We start from the raw sequence: 13,176 nt of genomic DNA, 5'->3' as shown, positions 1-13,176 counted from the left end.
TCGGGGTGTCACTATGGCGCCGTGGATCAACAACCTATGCACCGTTTGTCGACGCCGCGTGCCGCGGCGATCGCGGGAGTGTTGTTCGCCGTACTGTTCGGGGTCTCGCTGGTCTTGATCCGCACCGCGCTGCCCGAAGGTGCCGAGCCGGGCTCGCAGTGGATCGACGGAGCGAGTACCCGACTGCGGGTGGCGTCGATCTTGATGCCGTTCGCGGGTATCGCGTTCCTGTGGTTCATCGGCGTGGTGCGCGACGGCTTCGGGCGCTACGAGGACCGGTTCTTCTCGTCGGTGTTCCTCGGTAGCGGGATCCTGTTCCTGGCCATGATGTTCGTGTCCTCGGCCGTCGGTGCCGCCTTGATCGCCAGCAAGGCCGGGATGGTCGACGCGGCGGCCCATTCCGACGTCGCCACGTTCGGACAGATGTTGCTGCTGGCGCTGAGTAAGACCTACGGGATCCGCATGGCCGCAGTGTTCATGATCTCGCTGGCCACGATCTGGTTGAAGACCGGTCTGATGCCCCGCCTGTTGGCGTTCACGACATACCTTCTCGCGGCGACACTCCTGATCGCGGGCGATCTGAGTATGTGGTTGGCGCTGGCGTTCCCGACCTGGGTGCTGGTGGTCAGCCTGTTGTTCCTGGTCCGGGCGGGCGTGATCGACCTACCCGGTGAGCACGAGCATTCTGCCTAGTCAGCGGTAGTTTCGCGCACGCGTGTCGGTGCGGCGTGGCATAATCGAACACGTGTTCGAAGAACATTTCGGCGCGGAGCTGATCGACAGGATCAGTGCGTCGGCCCGCGCGGAATCCGCGGCGATCGCAGGGCGTCTGGCCGTGATCGGGGAATTGGATACTCTCCGCGAACAAGAGCTGGCCGAAACCATCTTCTGGACCACCGATCCGTTCGAGGCGGTCGCCGCCGAAATATCGGCGGCACTGCGGATCAGCAGGGGCCGGGCCGGTACGCAGATTCATCACGCCCGGGTGCTGCGCGACAAGTTGCCGTTGGTGGCGGCGCGGTTCGCTGTCGGGGATATCGACTATCGGGTGGTGCGGATGATCATCGCCCGCACCGGCATCGTGGACCCGGCGGTGTGGTCTGGGTTGGATGCAGAGCTGGCCACCCGCGCGCACCGGTGGATGCGGTTTTCCGAACGGCAGTTGCGGGATCGGGTGGATCAGTGGATCGCCAAACTCGACCCGAACGGGGTGCGGGTCCCACCCACTGTGGACGACGAGCGGTTCGTGCAGATCGAACCGAGCAGCCCGGGCATGACCTCGGTGTGGGCCAATGTCCACGCCGCCGATGGGGTCGCGCTGAGTCAGCGTCTGGATGCGGTGGCCGACACCGTGTGTGAGCACGATCCCCGGACCCGTGAGCAGCGCCGCGCTGATGCGGTCGGGCCGGTGGCCCGGTTAGAATCGCAGTTGCCGTGCCTGTGTGGTCGTGAGGATTGCCCGGCCACACAGAAACGGGCCGCCGCCGATGCTGCGTTGGTCCACGTGCTGGCCGGCCAGGCCACCGTGGACGGCACCTCTGATGATCCGGGGTATCTGGCCGGCCATGGGATCTTGCCCGCCGAGTCGGTGCGGGACCTGGCCGCTATGGGCAAGATCAAGCCGGTGGTGGTGCCCACCGAGCCGACCGAACCCAGCGAGCCTGCTGAGTCGGGCGATCCCGGCGACCTGGCCCCGCCGGCCGCCTCTGATTCGGCCAATTCTGAGCCGGGGTACCGCCCGTCGGTGGCACTGTCGGAGTTCATCCGGTGGCGGGATCTGACGTGCCGGTTCCCGGGCTGTGACGCCCCCGCCGAACGTTGCGATATCGACCACACCGCACCCTGGCCCACGGGTCCCACGCATCCGTCGAACACCAAACTGTATTGCCGGGCACACCATTTGGTGAAAACGTTCTGCCCCGGCTGGACCGACCACCAACTCCCCGATGGCACTGTTGAATTCAGCTCACCCACCGGACACACGTACGGCACCGAACCTCACGGCGCCGGGATGTTCCCCACCCTGGCCCAACCCACCGGGGAACTGAACCTCCCCGAACCGCAAGCCCCGCACCCCGATCGCGGCGCGAAGATGCCCAAACGCACACGAACCCGGGAACAAGACCGTCAAGACCGCATCGCCGAGGAACGACGCTTCCGTACCGAACTCAACGCCGACATCGAATACGAACACCAATACCAAGCCTGGCTCGCAGAAGAGTACGGGCCGCCCCCACCCTTCTGAGTGGCAGGGCGTCAGCCCCCGGTGAGCTTCAATGCGCTTGCCGGGCACAGCTTGACGGCTTCGCGTGCGTGCGCGATCTCATCGTCGGGCACCTCATCGACGAGGACTTCGACCACACCGTCGTCGTCCTGATCGAAGATGACGTCGGAGACCATCACGCAGTTGCCCGATGCGATGCAAGCGTCCTGATCTGCTTCTACTTTCATGGCGCTCACCACGTTACCGCCAACGTTTTCAGCCCGTAGATGAAGTGGAAAGACCGGTAGGCGACATCCTCGAACGGCTCGGCCAGCGCGAGGTTCGGGAACCGTTGCAGCAGGGCCGGGAAGGCGATCCGCATCTCCATGCGGGCGAGCGGAGCGCCGAGGCAGTGGTGCACGCCGTGGCCGAAGGCCAGATGGCCGGGTGCGCCGCGGCTGATGTCGAGCGCGTCGGGCATCTGGATGAAACCGGGGTCCCGGTTGCCCGCCGGAAGTGAGGCAAAGACCAACTCTCCCGGGGGAATCCGCACGCCGGCAACTTCGACCTCGGTGGTGGTGAAGCGGGGGATGGCATTCTGCACGATGGACAGCCAGCGCAGCAGTTCCTCGACGGCGGGGCCGACGGCATCCGGATCGTCGCGCACCGCGGCCAGCTGGTCGGGGTGGCGCAGCAATGCCAGGACGCCCAGGCCCAGCATGTTCGACGTGGTTTCATGCCCGGCGAGCAGCAGCAGCCCGGCGATGCCGACGAGTTCGTCGTCGGACAGCTCGCCCCCGTGGTCGCGGACCAGCATGCCGAGGATGTCCTCGCCCGGATCGCGGCGGGCCCGGGCAACGAGGCCGCGCATGTAGTCCCGGCTCTGCTGTTGCAGCGCAAGACGTTCCGCGATGGGCAGGGACAGGTCGAGCTGGTGTGCCGAGCGTTGCTGGAAATCGTCGCGATCCTCGTAGGGCACGCCGAGCAGTTCGCAGATCACCAGCGAGGGGATGGGAAGCGCAAAGTCGGCCACCAGATCCGAGGGCGGGCCGGCCGCTGCCATCGCATCGAGCCGGGAGTCGACGATCTCGCCGATCCGAGGTTCCAGACGTTTCATCCGGCGGATGGTGAACTCCGCGGTGAGCATGCGGCGCAGCCGCTGGTGTTCGGGCGGGTCGAGCCCCAACAGGTTGCCTGCGCGTGCGCTGGCCAGCTCCTCGTCGGACATTTCGGGCGCTCCGGGCAGGGTGAAACCGGGTGGTCTGCTGTTGGAGAACCGTTCGTGATCACCCAACACCGCCTTGACGTCCTCGTGGCGGGTGATCAGGTACACGGGATTGCCGAGCGCACTGACGACCTTGCGCACCCCGTCGGTCTCACGGATCTCGCGCAGGTCCGGCGTCGGGTCGAAGGCATTGCGCCGCATGTGCAATGGCGGCAGTGTCGTCGGCCCAGTCATGCCACGACGCTACCCGCGTGCCAGGAAGTCCCTGATCAACGTGTTGACGAGGCGGGGATTCTCCAGCGCGGCCAGGTGCGCGACGCCGTCGAGCACCGTCACGTCGGCCCCCGGAATGGCGTCGGCCATCGCGATGGTCTCCCTCAGCGGGAAGGTCGCGTCTTCGGCGCCGGCGACCACGAGCACCGGTGCCGTCACTCGCGAGAGCAACGTGCGCTGATCCGGGCGGCGCGGCACCACGCTCTGCACCGCCCACGCGGCGGAATCGACGTCGACGCGGTGCGCTGCATCCCGTACGAAGGCGACCACCTCGGGACGTGTCTGAAACGTCGTCGGGCCCAGGAACGCCGTGAGCACCGGTCGGGTGAGGGGACCGCGGAGTCCCCCGAGGGCTTTGGCCATCCGCAGCAGCAAGCCGTATTCCAACTTCTGCCCTCGCCCGGCGGGCGACGCCGTGCAGTTCATCAACACGGCACGGCCGATGCGGCCCGGGTACAACGCGGCGAACGTCCCACCGATCATCCCGCCCCACGAGTTGCCGACGAAGTGCGTGCGCTCGACGCCCACGCCGTCGAGGATGTCGGCGACGGTGTCGGCGCAGTCGGTGAAACTGAAAGGGGCGGTCAGCTTTTCGCTACCGCCGTGGCCGGGCGGGTCAACGAGGATGACTCGGTGATCGCGCTCGAACTCCTGCACCTGTCCGGCCCACATGTCGCCGGTCATCAGCAGGCTCGGCCAGAACAACACGGCATCGCCGTCGCCGCGGACCTGGACGCGGATGCGGCCGAGTTTCGTCGGCACTCGCAATTCCTGCACAGCTGCCAAGCTAGCGCTCGGCACGTAGTCCCGGCCACCAGATGCGGGGGCCGATCGACGTGAACAGGGCAGGAATGATCACTGTGCGGACCACGAAGGTGTCCAGCAGGATGCCGAGCCCAACGATGATGCCCAGCTGCGTCAGCACGATCAGCGGCAGCACGCCCAGCACGCAGAACACTGCCGCCAGCACCACACCGGCACTGGTGATCACCGCTCCGGTGGCCGACACCGCACGCACGATGCCCTGGCGGGTTCCGTACTCCGGTGTCTCTTCGCGGGCCCGGGTCACCAGGAAGATCGTGTAGTCCACGCCGAGAGCCACCAGGAACAGGAAGGCGAACAGCGGGGTGCTGTTGTCCAGGGCCGGGAATCCGAATATGTGCACGCTGGCCCAACCGCCCAGTCCGAGTGCGGCCAGCGCGCTGAGCACCGTGACCCCGACCAGTACCAGCGGCGCGAAGACCGACCGCAGCAGCAGGTAGAGCACGGCCAGCACTACCGCGAGGATTGCCGGGATCACCACGAGTCGGTCGCGCTGCGCCGCTGTGGCGATGTCTCTGGCCTGCGCGTCGGACCCGCCCACCAACGCGGTGCGGTCCGCCGAATGTACTGAATCACGCAGGGTGTCAATGGTTTCGAAGGCCTCGTCGGAGGCGGGTTCGGCCTTGAGCACGACCGACCACTGGCTCAGCCCGGTCGGCGACTCGCCTGCGGGGGAGGCGGAGATGACGCCGGGGGTGTCGGTGATCGCCCGCTGCACCGCGCCGGCCTTGGCGGTGGAGGCGATGACGCGGGTGGGGTCGGTCAGACCGCTCGGGAAATGGGCGGCCAGTGTCTGATAGCCGGTCACCGATTCGGCGTGCACCCGGAACTGCTCGGTCTGGGTCAGCCCGATCGGAGTGGACAACAGAGCGGTGCACAGGACGGCCAGGCCGCCCAGCGAGGCCACCGCCACGCGGGCCGGTTTGCGGGCCACCGAGTCGGCAATCCGGTGCCAGACACCGCTTTCGGTCAGTGGCGTCGCTCCGACCTGCGGAATGAACGGCCAGAACAGTCGCTTGCCGCACAGCGCGAGAAACGGCGGCAGTACGACCAGGACGAAGATCGCGGCGACCACCAGACCCGATGCGGCCTGCACGCCGAGGCTGCGGTTGCTGGGTGCGGAGGCGAACAGCAGTGTCAGCAGGGCCAGCACCACGGTGGCGTTACTGGCCACGATCGCGGGGGCGGCGGCGCGCACCGCCGTCACCAGAGCCTCACGGTGTTGCTGGGTGCGCCCCAGTTCCTCGCGATACCGCGAAATCAACAGCAGCGCATAGTTGGTGCCCGCGCCGAATACCAGCACGCTGGTGATGCCCGAGGTGGAACCGTCCGGGCTCAGCCCGAGTCCCGAGGCCACCGCGGTGCCGACGACGGCGCCGACGCGGTCGGCGAAGGCGATCACGAGCAGTGGCACCAACCACAGCACCGGCGAGCGGTAGGTGACGATGAGCAGCAGGGCCACGACCGCCGCCGTCACCGCGAGCAGCGTGATGTTCGCTCCGGCAAACGAATTGGCGATGTCGGCACCGAACGCGGGACCGCCGGTGATCTGTGCCCGCAACCCGGCCGGTAGCCCGTTGGCCGCGGTGGCGCGCAGATCCTTCACGGCGTCGTTCAGCCCGAAGCCCGACAGGTCGGCCTTCAACGGCACGGTTGCCACGGCGGCTTTGCGGTCGTCGGCGACCACCACGGGCGGGCCGGGCGCATCGGTCATCCGGTTCCGCGCATCGGCGGTGGCGTCGATATCGGCCGTGGTGAGTTCACCGCCGTCCGTGCGGGTCACCACCAGGATCGCCGGAACCTGATCTCCGCCGGGAAAATCGGCCCGCAGTGCGTCAGCCCGTGCCGACTCGGCATTGGACGGAACGGCGACCGGCGACTGCGAGGCGGCGTCACTGTCGCTGAGCAGGCCCAGTAGCGCGCCCGAGACGATCACGACCAACACCGCGAGCCACGCCAGACGCCTAATCACGATTCAGTGTCGCCTCTTCCAAGTCGAGCCCATGCAGCACAGTACGCAGAACTTCGTCGTCGATGTGTCCCGCATCGCGCTCGGCGATGAACGTGTCCCGTTCGGCGGCAAGCATTTCGAGGCGTAGCCGGCGGAATGCCGACGTCGGGCTCTCGCCGATGTCGGCGTCGTCGCGGCCCAAACGTTCCCAGGCGGCATTGCGGCGCCGGGTGTTCCACGCCCGCAGCACGTCGGCGGCACGTTCGGGCACATCGGTGGCCGATTGTTCGGACATCAGGGCGTCGAGCCGTTCAGCTGCGGCCCGCGCCGCCTTGTCCTGCGCCGCGGCAGTGGCGACGGCGTCGCTGTGCGCCTCGTCCCCCTGGGCCCCGAGCACTCGGATGAACCACGGCAACGTCAGGCCGTGCAGCAAAAGCGTGCCGACGACGACCACAAAGGTGAGGAACACCAACTGCGGGCGGCCGGGGAACTGATCACCGGCCAGCGTGGTGGCCGGGACACCGAACGCCGCGGCCAACGACACCACGCCGCGCATGCCCGCCCAGGCGACGACGAACACCTGCCCGCTCGGCGGCGCGGGCTCGCGGGAGCAGATCTTCTTGGACAGCAGCCGGGGCAGATAGGTCGAGACGTACACCCACACGATGCGCACCCCGATCACCGTGGTGAGCACCGCCGCCGACGAGATCGCCAGCGTGGCCGCCGAGATGCCGGCAAGTTCACTGATCACCTTCGGCAGCTGCAGGCCGATCAGCAGGAATGCGAACGATTCGAGGATCAGCTGCAGGGCCTTCCACACCGCTTTGTCCTGCAGGCGGGTCGCGTAGCCGGCCTGTGTCTCCCGCTGGCCCAGGATCAACGCCGCCACCACCACGGCGATCACGCCCGAGCCGTGGATCTCCTCGGCCAGCAGGTACGTGAAGAACGGCGCGATCAGGCCGATGGCGCTCTCGACCAGCGGATCGTCGAGGCGGGTGCGGATGAAGTGCACCACCATGCCGATAACGCCACCGACCACGACGCCGCCGGCTGCGGCCAACCCGAAGGTGGCCAGGCCGGTGCCCCAGCTGGCGGCCGTGCCGATGGCGGCTCCGAGTGCCACCTTGTAGGCGGTCAGTGCGGTGGCGTCGTTGAGCAGGCTTTCCCCACCCAGCAGGGTCATGGTGCGCCGGGGCAGACCGAGCCGGCGGCCGACCGCGGTGGCCGAGACCGCGTCGGGCGGGGCCACGATGGCTCCGAGGGTCAGGGCCGCGGCGATGGTGAGTTCGGGCACGGTGTGAAACGCGACGATGCCGACAGCGAACGTCGTGGCCAGCGGTAACCCGACGGCGAGCAGCCCGATCGGCCGGATGTTGCGGCGCAGCGCCACATAGCTGCTCTCCAGTCCCGCCGACCACAGCAGCGGCGGCAGGATCACGAAGAGCACCAGTTCGGGATCCAGGTGGACATCGTCGAAGCCGGGTAGTGCGCTGCCGGCGAGTCCGGCCACCACCAGCGCCAACGGCGCCGAGACGTCGAAGCGGCGGGCGACGGCGGCCAGCAGGATTGCGGCGACCAGCGCCGCCAGGAGTGAGGCACCCACGTTGTCGTTCCTCCTTCGTGTGCCGTGCCTATCCTTGATCAACATGTTGAGGAGATCACGTCGGCGTGAGCACAGTCCCACGCCTCGCACCTGTGAACATCTCGACGCCGAGGTCCCCGAGCCGCAACCGTTGACTCCCGGACAGTGCCAGGAATGCGAGGAAGACGGCGAGAACAGCTGGGCGCATCTACGGATGTGTATGACGTGCGGTCATGTCGGTTGCTGTGACTCGAGCCCGCATCAGCATGCCACCAAGCACTTTCAGCAAAGCGGTCATCCGGTGATGCGCTCGGCGGAACCCGGCGAGAGTTGGCGTTGGTGCTATATCGACCATCGGGTCGGGTGACGATCTGGCAGGCTGGTGTGTGCGATGAGTGAATCGATTGAGGACGCGCAGACCGATGACCTGACCGACGATCAGGTCGACGGCGCCGAAGAGGGCGCCGACAAGCCCGCCGACAAGCCCACCGACCCCGCTGCGACGGTGCTGCTGCTGGGCTCGGGTGAGTTGAGCCGGGAGCTCGCGCTGGCGTTCCAGCGGCTCGGCGGCGTCGTGGTGGCCGCGGACCGGTACTACGCACCTGCGCACGGCGTCGCGGACCGCTCGGCGGTGATCAAGACGAATGACGCCGAGGAACTCGCCGCGCTCATCGAGCGGGAGAAGCCGCGTTACGTGGTGGCCGAGTCCGGCGTCATCGCCGCCGACGCCCTGGTGGCGGTGGCCGAGCGGGGCGGTACCGAGGTTCTGCCTGCCCCGCGCAGCATCCGGCTCAGCCAGGACCGCGAAGGCCTGCGCCGGCTGGCGTCGGACGAGCTGGGCCTGCCCACGGTGCCGTTCTGGTTCGCCGGTTCGGTCGAGGAGCTGACCGCAGTGGCCGAGCATGCCGGCTTCCCGTTGGTGGTCAAGCCGGTCGTGGGCGCGCAACGCGACGGTGAGTCGGTGCTGCTGCGGCCCGACGACATCGAACCGGCCTGGCAGCGTGCGACCACCGCCGGACACATCGCGCAGAATCGCGTGCTGGCCGAGTCCGTGGTCGAGGTCGAATACGAGATCACGATGTTGACCGTGCGCACGGCCGGGCCGTCGGGTCCCGGTGTGCAGTTCTGCGAGCCGATCGGGCATCGTCAGGTCGGTGCGGACGTGCTGGAGTCGTGGCAGCCTCAGCCGCTGTCGCCGGCCGCCCTGGACGCCGCGAAGTCCATCTCCGCACGGATCGTCAACTCGTTGGGTGGACGTGGGGTGTTCGGGGTCGAGCTGCTGGTTCAGGGCGACGACGTGTATTTCTCCGATGTCCGGATCCGGCCGCACGACAGCGGGCTGGTGACGCTGCGGTCGCAGCGGTTGTCGGAGTTCGAGCTGCATGCCAGGGCGATTCTGGGCCTGGCGGTGGACACCATCATGATCTCCCCGGCAGCCGCCGAGATCAGCTACGGCGGGGCCGATGCCGGCGAGCTGTCGGCCGACATCAGCGGTGTGTTGTCCGAGGCGCTGGCCACGTCGGAAAGCGATGTGCGGTTGTTCGGCCGGCCGGGTGAATCCGAGGCCCCGCGGCGCCTCGGGGTCGCACTGGCCACCGCGCCTGATGTGATCATTGCCCGTGACCGTGCCCGCCGGGTCGGCTCTGCGCTGCGCAAGCTGTGGTAGCCGGGATGGCTGACAGCACCGACGACACCGACGACACCGAGGATCGGCCCACGATGGCGCCCTTCCTCGGCGCACTGGCCGTCATTGTGCTCGTGGTGATCGTTGTGGTTCTGCTCAACGTCTTCGGCAGCGACGGGCGGAGCGAGGACCAGAAGGTCAGCCTCGCGGCGGTCGGCCAGAATGACGCTCTGCAGAGGGAGAACTTCGGCGAATTCTCGGATCACACCTGCACCGCGCAACGCGGCACCGAGGTAGATTTCATTGCCCGGCAGCGTGATTCGGTGGCCAAGCAGGGTGCCAGGTATGTCGACGACGTCACCGCGGTGCATGTCGAGGGTGATCGGGCCACGGCAACCGTGGTTTACCACTTCGGCAACACCCCGGACGCCAAGGTGAACACCGAGACGGCCTTTGTGCGCGAGGACGGCCAATGGCGCGTCTGTTCGAGTATGGGAGACTCACGCCCGTGAGCTATGCAGGAGACATCACGCCTGAGGAGGCCTGGAAGCTTCTGAGTGAGAATTCCGAGGCCGTGCTGGTGGACTGTCGTACCGACGCCGAGTGGCGCTTTGTCGGCGTGCCGGATCTGTCCACCCTCGAGCGTGACGTGATCTACGTGGAGTGGAACCGTACCGACGGCGGCCACAATGATGCGTTCGTCGACGATCTTCAGGCGTCTGGCGTGACGCCGGGCGAGCGGCCGGTGGTCTTCCTGTGTCGCTCCGGCAACCGTTCGATCGGCGCTGCCGAGGCCGCCACCGCGGCTGGCATCGCGCCGTCGTACAACATCCTCGACGGATTCGAGGGCAATCTCGACCAGCACCGCCACCGTGGTGGTACCGGTTGGAAAGCCGTCGGTCTGCCTTGGAAACAAAGTTGAGTAGCAGAGTCGAAAACAAATATGACTGACATCCCATCTGTCCGGATCCCGGCTGCCCTGCCCGACGGCGTCAGCCAGGCCACCATCGGTGTGCGCGGCGGTCTGCTGCGGTCGGAGTTCGAGGAAACTGCCGAGGCGATGTACCTGACCTCGGGGTACGTCTACGAATCCGCGTCCGCGGCCGAGCAGGCGTTCACCGGCGAGATCGACCGCTTCGTCTACTCCCGCTACGGCAACCCGACCATCTCGATGTTCGAGGAGCGGCTGCGGCTCATCGAAGATGCGCCCGCATGTTTTGCGACCGCCACCGGCATGGCGGCGGTGTTCACCGCGCTTGGTGCACTTCTGGGCGCGGGTGACCGCCTGGTGGCCGCCCGGAGCCTGTTCGGGTCGTGTTTCGTGGTGTGTAACGAGATCCTGCCGCGCTGGGGTGTGGAGACGGTGTTCGTCGACGGCGAAGACCTCGCGCAGTGGGAAGAGGCGCTGTCGGTGCCAACGACGGCGGTGTTCTTCGAGACGCCGTCCAACCCGATGCAGTCCCTGGTGGATATCGCCGCGGTGTCCGAGCTGGCCCATGCCGCCGGAGCAAAGGTGGTGCTGGACAACGTCTTCGCGACGCCGCTGCTGCAGCAGGGTATGCCGCTCGGCGCGGATGTGGTGGTGTATTCGGGCACCAAGCACATCGACGGGCAGGGCCGCGTGCTCGGCGGGGCGATCCTGGGCGACAAGGAGTACATCGACGGCCCGGTGCAGAAGCTCATGCGCCACACCGGCCCGGCGATCAGCGCGTTCAATGCCTGGACGCTGCTGAAAGGCCTTGAGACGCTTGCGGTCCGGGTGGATTATTCGAATCGCTCGGCGCAGCGGATCGCCGAGTTCCTGGAGGCCAAGGCTGGCGTGAATTGGGTCAAGTACCCGTTCCTGGAATCGCATCCGCAATACGACCTGGCCAAGCGTCAGATGCGCGGCGGCGGCACCGTCGTCACGTTCGAACTTGCCGCTGGCAAGAATGGATCTGCGAAGGACCGCGCGTTCGAGGTGCTCGACAAGCTGCGCGTCATCGACATCTCGAACAACCTGGGCGACGCCAAGACGCTGATCACGCACCCGGCCACCACCACGCACCGGGCCATGGGGCCGGAGGGTCGCGCCGCGATCGGGCTGGGCGACGGCGTCGTGCGCATCTCGATCGGCCTGGAAGGCACCGAGGACCTGATCGCCGATCTCGACCAGGCGCTGAGCTAGGCGAGGGCAGGTCGTGTCCAAGGGCTCCGACGCCAAGAAGGCCCGCCGCAAAAAGCGGCAGGCCACTCGTGACACGCACCTGGTGCCCCACGAGATGGTCGATCAGTTGGCCGACATCCCGGATGCCGTCGTCGCCGATCTGGCCGAGTTCGACGAGCGAATCACCGCGCGCGGCTGGACTTTTGACGAAGATGAGTCCAGCGACGACTATGCGGTGTGGTTCTACGAGCCGTCCGGCGCCGAGGTGTCCGACGGCCTCCCGGTTACCTCACTGTGGCTGGACGCGGCCGAGGACGGCGAGATCGTGCGGGTGGTGTTCGTCGGCAGCGTCGAGCGCTACGAGTTCACCCACGAGGAATTGCTCGGCGGTGCCCTCGAGGTGATCGAGGGCTACCGCCACGGCGCCGAGCTGCCGACGTTCGCCGTTGACTAGCTCTCGATGACGCCCTGGGCTGCCTGGGCCCGATCCTCGTAGCTCTTGCGCTTGGCCGCGTCGAATTCCAGGAACACGCTGTCCAGGCCCAGTTTCTTGTTCATCCAGCGGCGGCCTTTGGGGGGCAGCATCTGTGCGGCCTGTGCGGTGAAACGCAGGGGTGGCGGCACTGACACGTGGGTCTTGGGCTTGTTCAAAGTTTTGACGATGGCTGCTGCAATTTCTTCGGGCTCGACCGGCTTGATGGCTCCACCGGACTTGGTGCCCGAGATCAGGTCGGTGTTGGTGAACGGCGGCATGACCACCGACACGTCGACCCCGTGCGGCGCCATCTCGTCGGCCAGCGCGGTGGACAGCCCGACGACTGCGTACTTGGAGCCGACGTAGACCACCTGGCCCGGCAGCGGGATCAGGCCCGACAGCGAGGCGATGTTGATGACGTGGCCGCTACGGCGCTTCACCATCTCGGGCAGCGCCAGCTGGCAGCCGGTGAGCACGCCGTACACGTTCACCTCGATGTTGGACCGGATCGACTGCTCGGACTGTTCCAGGAACGGCCCGACCGGCATGACACCGGCGTTGTTGATCAGCACGTCGATGTGCCCGCCGCCGTCGGTGCGGGCCTTGTCCAGGAAGGTCGCGAACGATTCGCGGTCGGTGACGTCGAGCGGGTAGCCGGACACCTGGCCGAGCTTGGTCAGCTCGACGACGGCCGACTCCTGAAGGGCGACGTCACGGTCGCCGATGACGACGCGGGCGCCCTTGGCCAGCAGGGCCTTGGCGGTGGCGTAACCGATGCCGCGGGCGGCGCCGGTGATCGCGATGGTCTTGCCCCTGATGTTGTCCATGGCGGCGAACTTTACACGTGTCAAGTTTTCTCCGGAAGGGGGTGGCCG

14 protein-coding genes are annotated in these 13,176 nt (G+C 67.3%); 8 read left to right on the top strand and 6 right to left on the bottom strand.

All coding sequences use genetic code 11. The features are described 5' to 3' along the window. The first annotated feature begins 36 nt into the window (after positions 1-36). Positions 37-693, top strand: a complete 657-nt coding sequence (locus AB0I14_RS01560; protein WP_358016685.1) for a hypothetical protein — start codon at positions 37-39, stop codon at positions 691-693. 52 nt (positions 694-745) lie between these two features. Beyond that, on the top strand, positions 746-2,245 hold the full coding sequence (locus AB0I14_RS01555) for an HNH endonuclease signature motif containing protein (protein ID WP_358014861.1): 1,500 nt from the start codon (positions 746-748) through the stop codon (positions 2,243-2,245). Positions 2,246-2,256: 11 nt separating this feature from the next. Here AB0I14_RS01555 and AB0I14_RS01550 read toward each other — a convergent pair whose 3' ends face one another. The 5 genes from AB0I14_RS01550 to AB0I14_RS01530 are packed head-to-tail and all read right to left on the bottom strand — an operon-like array spanning position 2,257 to position 8,077. Further along, positions 2,257-2,451, bottom strand: coding sequence for a ferredoxin (locus AB0I14_RS01550; RefSeq protein WP_358014858.1), 195 nt, complete (start codon positions 2,449-2,451; stop codon positions 2,257-2,259). Positions 2,452-2,456: 5 nt separating this feature from the next. Then, entirely contained in the window at positions 2,457-3,662 is a 1,206-nt protein-coding gene (locus tag AB0I14_RS01545) for a cytochrome P450 (protein WP_358014855.1), read from the bottom strand. Positions 3,663-3,671: 9 nt separating this feature from the next. Continuing rightward, the gene (locus tag AB0I14_RS01540) at positions 3,672-4,478 is read right to left on the bottom strand and encodes an alpha/beta fold hydrolase (protein ID WP_358014852.1); all 807 of its coding nucleotides are present in this window, start codon (positions 4,476-4,478) and stop codon (positions 3,672-3,674) included. Between the two features lie 10 nt (positions 4,479-4,488). Next, positions 4,489-6,495, bottom strand: coding sequence for an MMPL family transporter (locus tag AB0I14_RS01535; RefSeq protein WP_358014849.1), 2,007 nt, complete (start codon positions 6,493-6,495; stop codon positions 4,489-4,491). Then, complete coding sequence (locus AB0I14_RS01530; RefSeq protein ID WP_358014846.1) at positions 6,488-8,077, bottom strand: Na+/H+ antiporter; 1,590 nt, start codon at positions 8,075-8,077, stop codon at positions 6,488-6,490. The genes AB0I14_RS01535 and AB0I14_RS01530 overlap by 8 nt, the downstream gene beginning before the upstream one ends. A gap of 43 nt (positions 8,078-8,120) precedes the next feature. On the opposite strand from AB0I14_RS01530, the gene AB0I14_RS01525 reads away from it, so the two are divergent. The 6 genes from AB0I14_RS01525 to AB0I14_RS01500 are packed head-to-tail and all read left to right on the top strand — an operon-like array spanning position 8,121 to position 12,280. After that, the gene (locus AB0I14_RS01525; RefSeq protein ID WP_358014843.1) at positions 8,121-8,423 is read left to right on the top strand and encodes a UBP-type zinc finger domain-containing protein; all 303 of its coding nucleotides are present in this window, start codon (positions 8,121-8,123) and stop codon (positions 8,421-8,423) included. Positions 8,424-8,447: 24 nt separating this feature from the next. After that, entirely contained in the window at positions 8,448-9,722 is a 1,275-nt protein-coding gene (purT, locus tag AB0I14_RS01520) for a formate-dependent phosphoribosylglycinamide formyltransferase (RefSeq protein WP_358014840.1), read from the top strand. Positions 9,723-9,727: 5 nt separating this feature from the next. Continuing rightward, entirely contained in the window at positions 9,728-10,192 is a 465-nt protein-coding gene (locus tag AB0I14_RS01515) for a lumazine-binding protein (protein WP_358014837.1), read from the top strand. Further along, positions 10,189-10,602 (top strand): rhodanese-like domain-containing protein, encoded by a 414-nt coding sequence (locus tag AB0I14_RS01510; RefSeq protein WP_358016683.1) that lies wholly within the window; start codon positions 10,189-10,191, stop codon positions 10,600-10,602. Before AB0I14_RS01515 ends, AB0I14_RS01510 begins: the two co-directional genes overlap by 4 nt. Positions 10,603-10,623: 21 nt before the next feature. Next, a complete protein-coding gene (locus AB0I14_RS01505; protein ID WP_358014835.1) occupies positions 10,624-11,847 on the top strand; it encodes an O-succinylhomoserine sulfhydrylase in 1,224 nt (407 codons plus the stop codon). 13 nt (positions 11,848-11,860) lie between these two features. Beyond that, positions 11,861-12,280 (top strand): hypothetical protein, encoded by a 420-nt coding sequence (locus AB0I14_RS01500; RefSeq protein ID WP_358014832.1) that lies wholly within the window; start codon positions 11,861-11,863, stop codon positions 12,278-12,280. On the opposite strand, the gene AB0I14_RS01495 is transcribed toward AB0I14_RS01500, so the two are convergent. Then, entirely contained in the window at positions 12,277-13,128 is an 852-nt protein-coding gene (locus AB0I14_RS01495) for an SDR family oxidoreductase (RefSeq protein ID WP_358014829.1), read from the bottom strand. The genes AB0I14_RS01500 and AB0I14_RS01495 overlap by 4 nt on opposite strands. Positions 13,129-13,176: the final 48 nt, after the last annotated feature.

Origin of the sequence: Mycobacterium sp. NPDC050441 (assembly GCF_040655355.1) — a bacterium.
Lineage (GTDB): Bacteria > Actinomycetota > Actinomycetes > Mycobacteriales > Mycobacteriaceae > Mycobacterium.
The sequence above is the reverse complement of the archived record's forward strand: the minus strand, read 5'-3'. Positions and strand labels throughout refer to the sequence as shown.

Excerpts from the sequence above, each read along its gene's own strand:
- AB0I14_RS01560 (WP_358016685.1), top strand. The coding sequence starts at position 37 with ATGCACCGTTTGTCGACGCCGCGTGCCGCGGCGATCGCGGGAGTGTTG.
- AB0I14_RS01550 (WP_358014858.1), bottom strand. The coding sequence starts at position 2,451 with ATGAAAGTAGAAGCAGATCAGGACGCTTGCATCGCATCGGGCAACTGC.
- AB0I14_RS01545 (WP_358014855.1), bottom strand. The coding sequence starts at position 3,662 with ATGACTGGGCCGACGACACTGCCGCCATTGCACATGCGGCGCAATGCC.
- AB0I14_RS01525 (WP_358014843.1), top strand. The coding sequence starts at position 8,121 with ATGTTGAGGAGATCACGTCGGCGTGAGCACAGTCCCACGCCTCGCACC.
- purT (WP_358014840.1), top strand. The coding sequence starts at position 8,448 with ATGAGTGAATCGATTGAGGACGCGCAGACCGATGACCTGACCGACGAT.
- AB0I14_RS01515 (WP_358014837.1), top strand. The coding sequence starts at position 9,728 with ATGGCTGACAGCACCGACGACACCGACGACACCGAGGATCGGCCCACG.
- AB0I14_RS01505 (WP_358014835.1), top strand. The coding sequence starts at position 10,624 with ATGACTGACATCCCATCTGTCCGGATCCCGGCTGCCCTGCCCGACGGC.
- AB0I14_RS01495 (WP_358014829.1), bottom strand. The coding sequence starts at position 13,128 with ATGGACAACATCAGGGGCAAGACCATCGCGATCACCGGCGCCGCCCGC.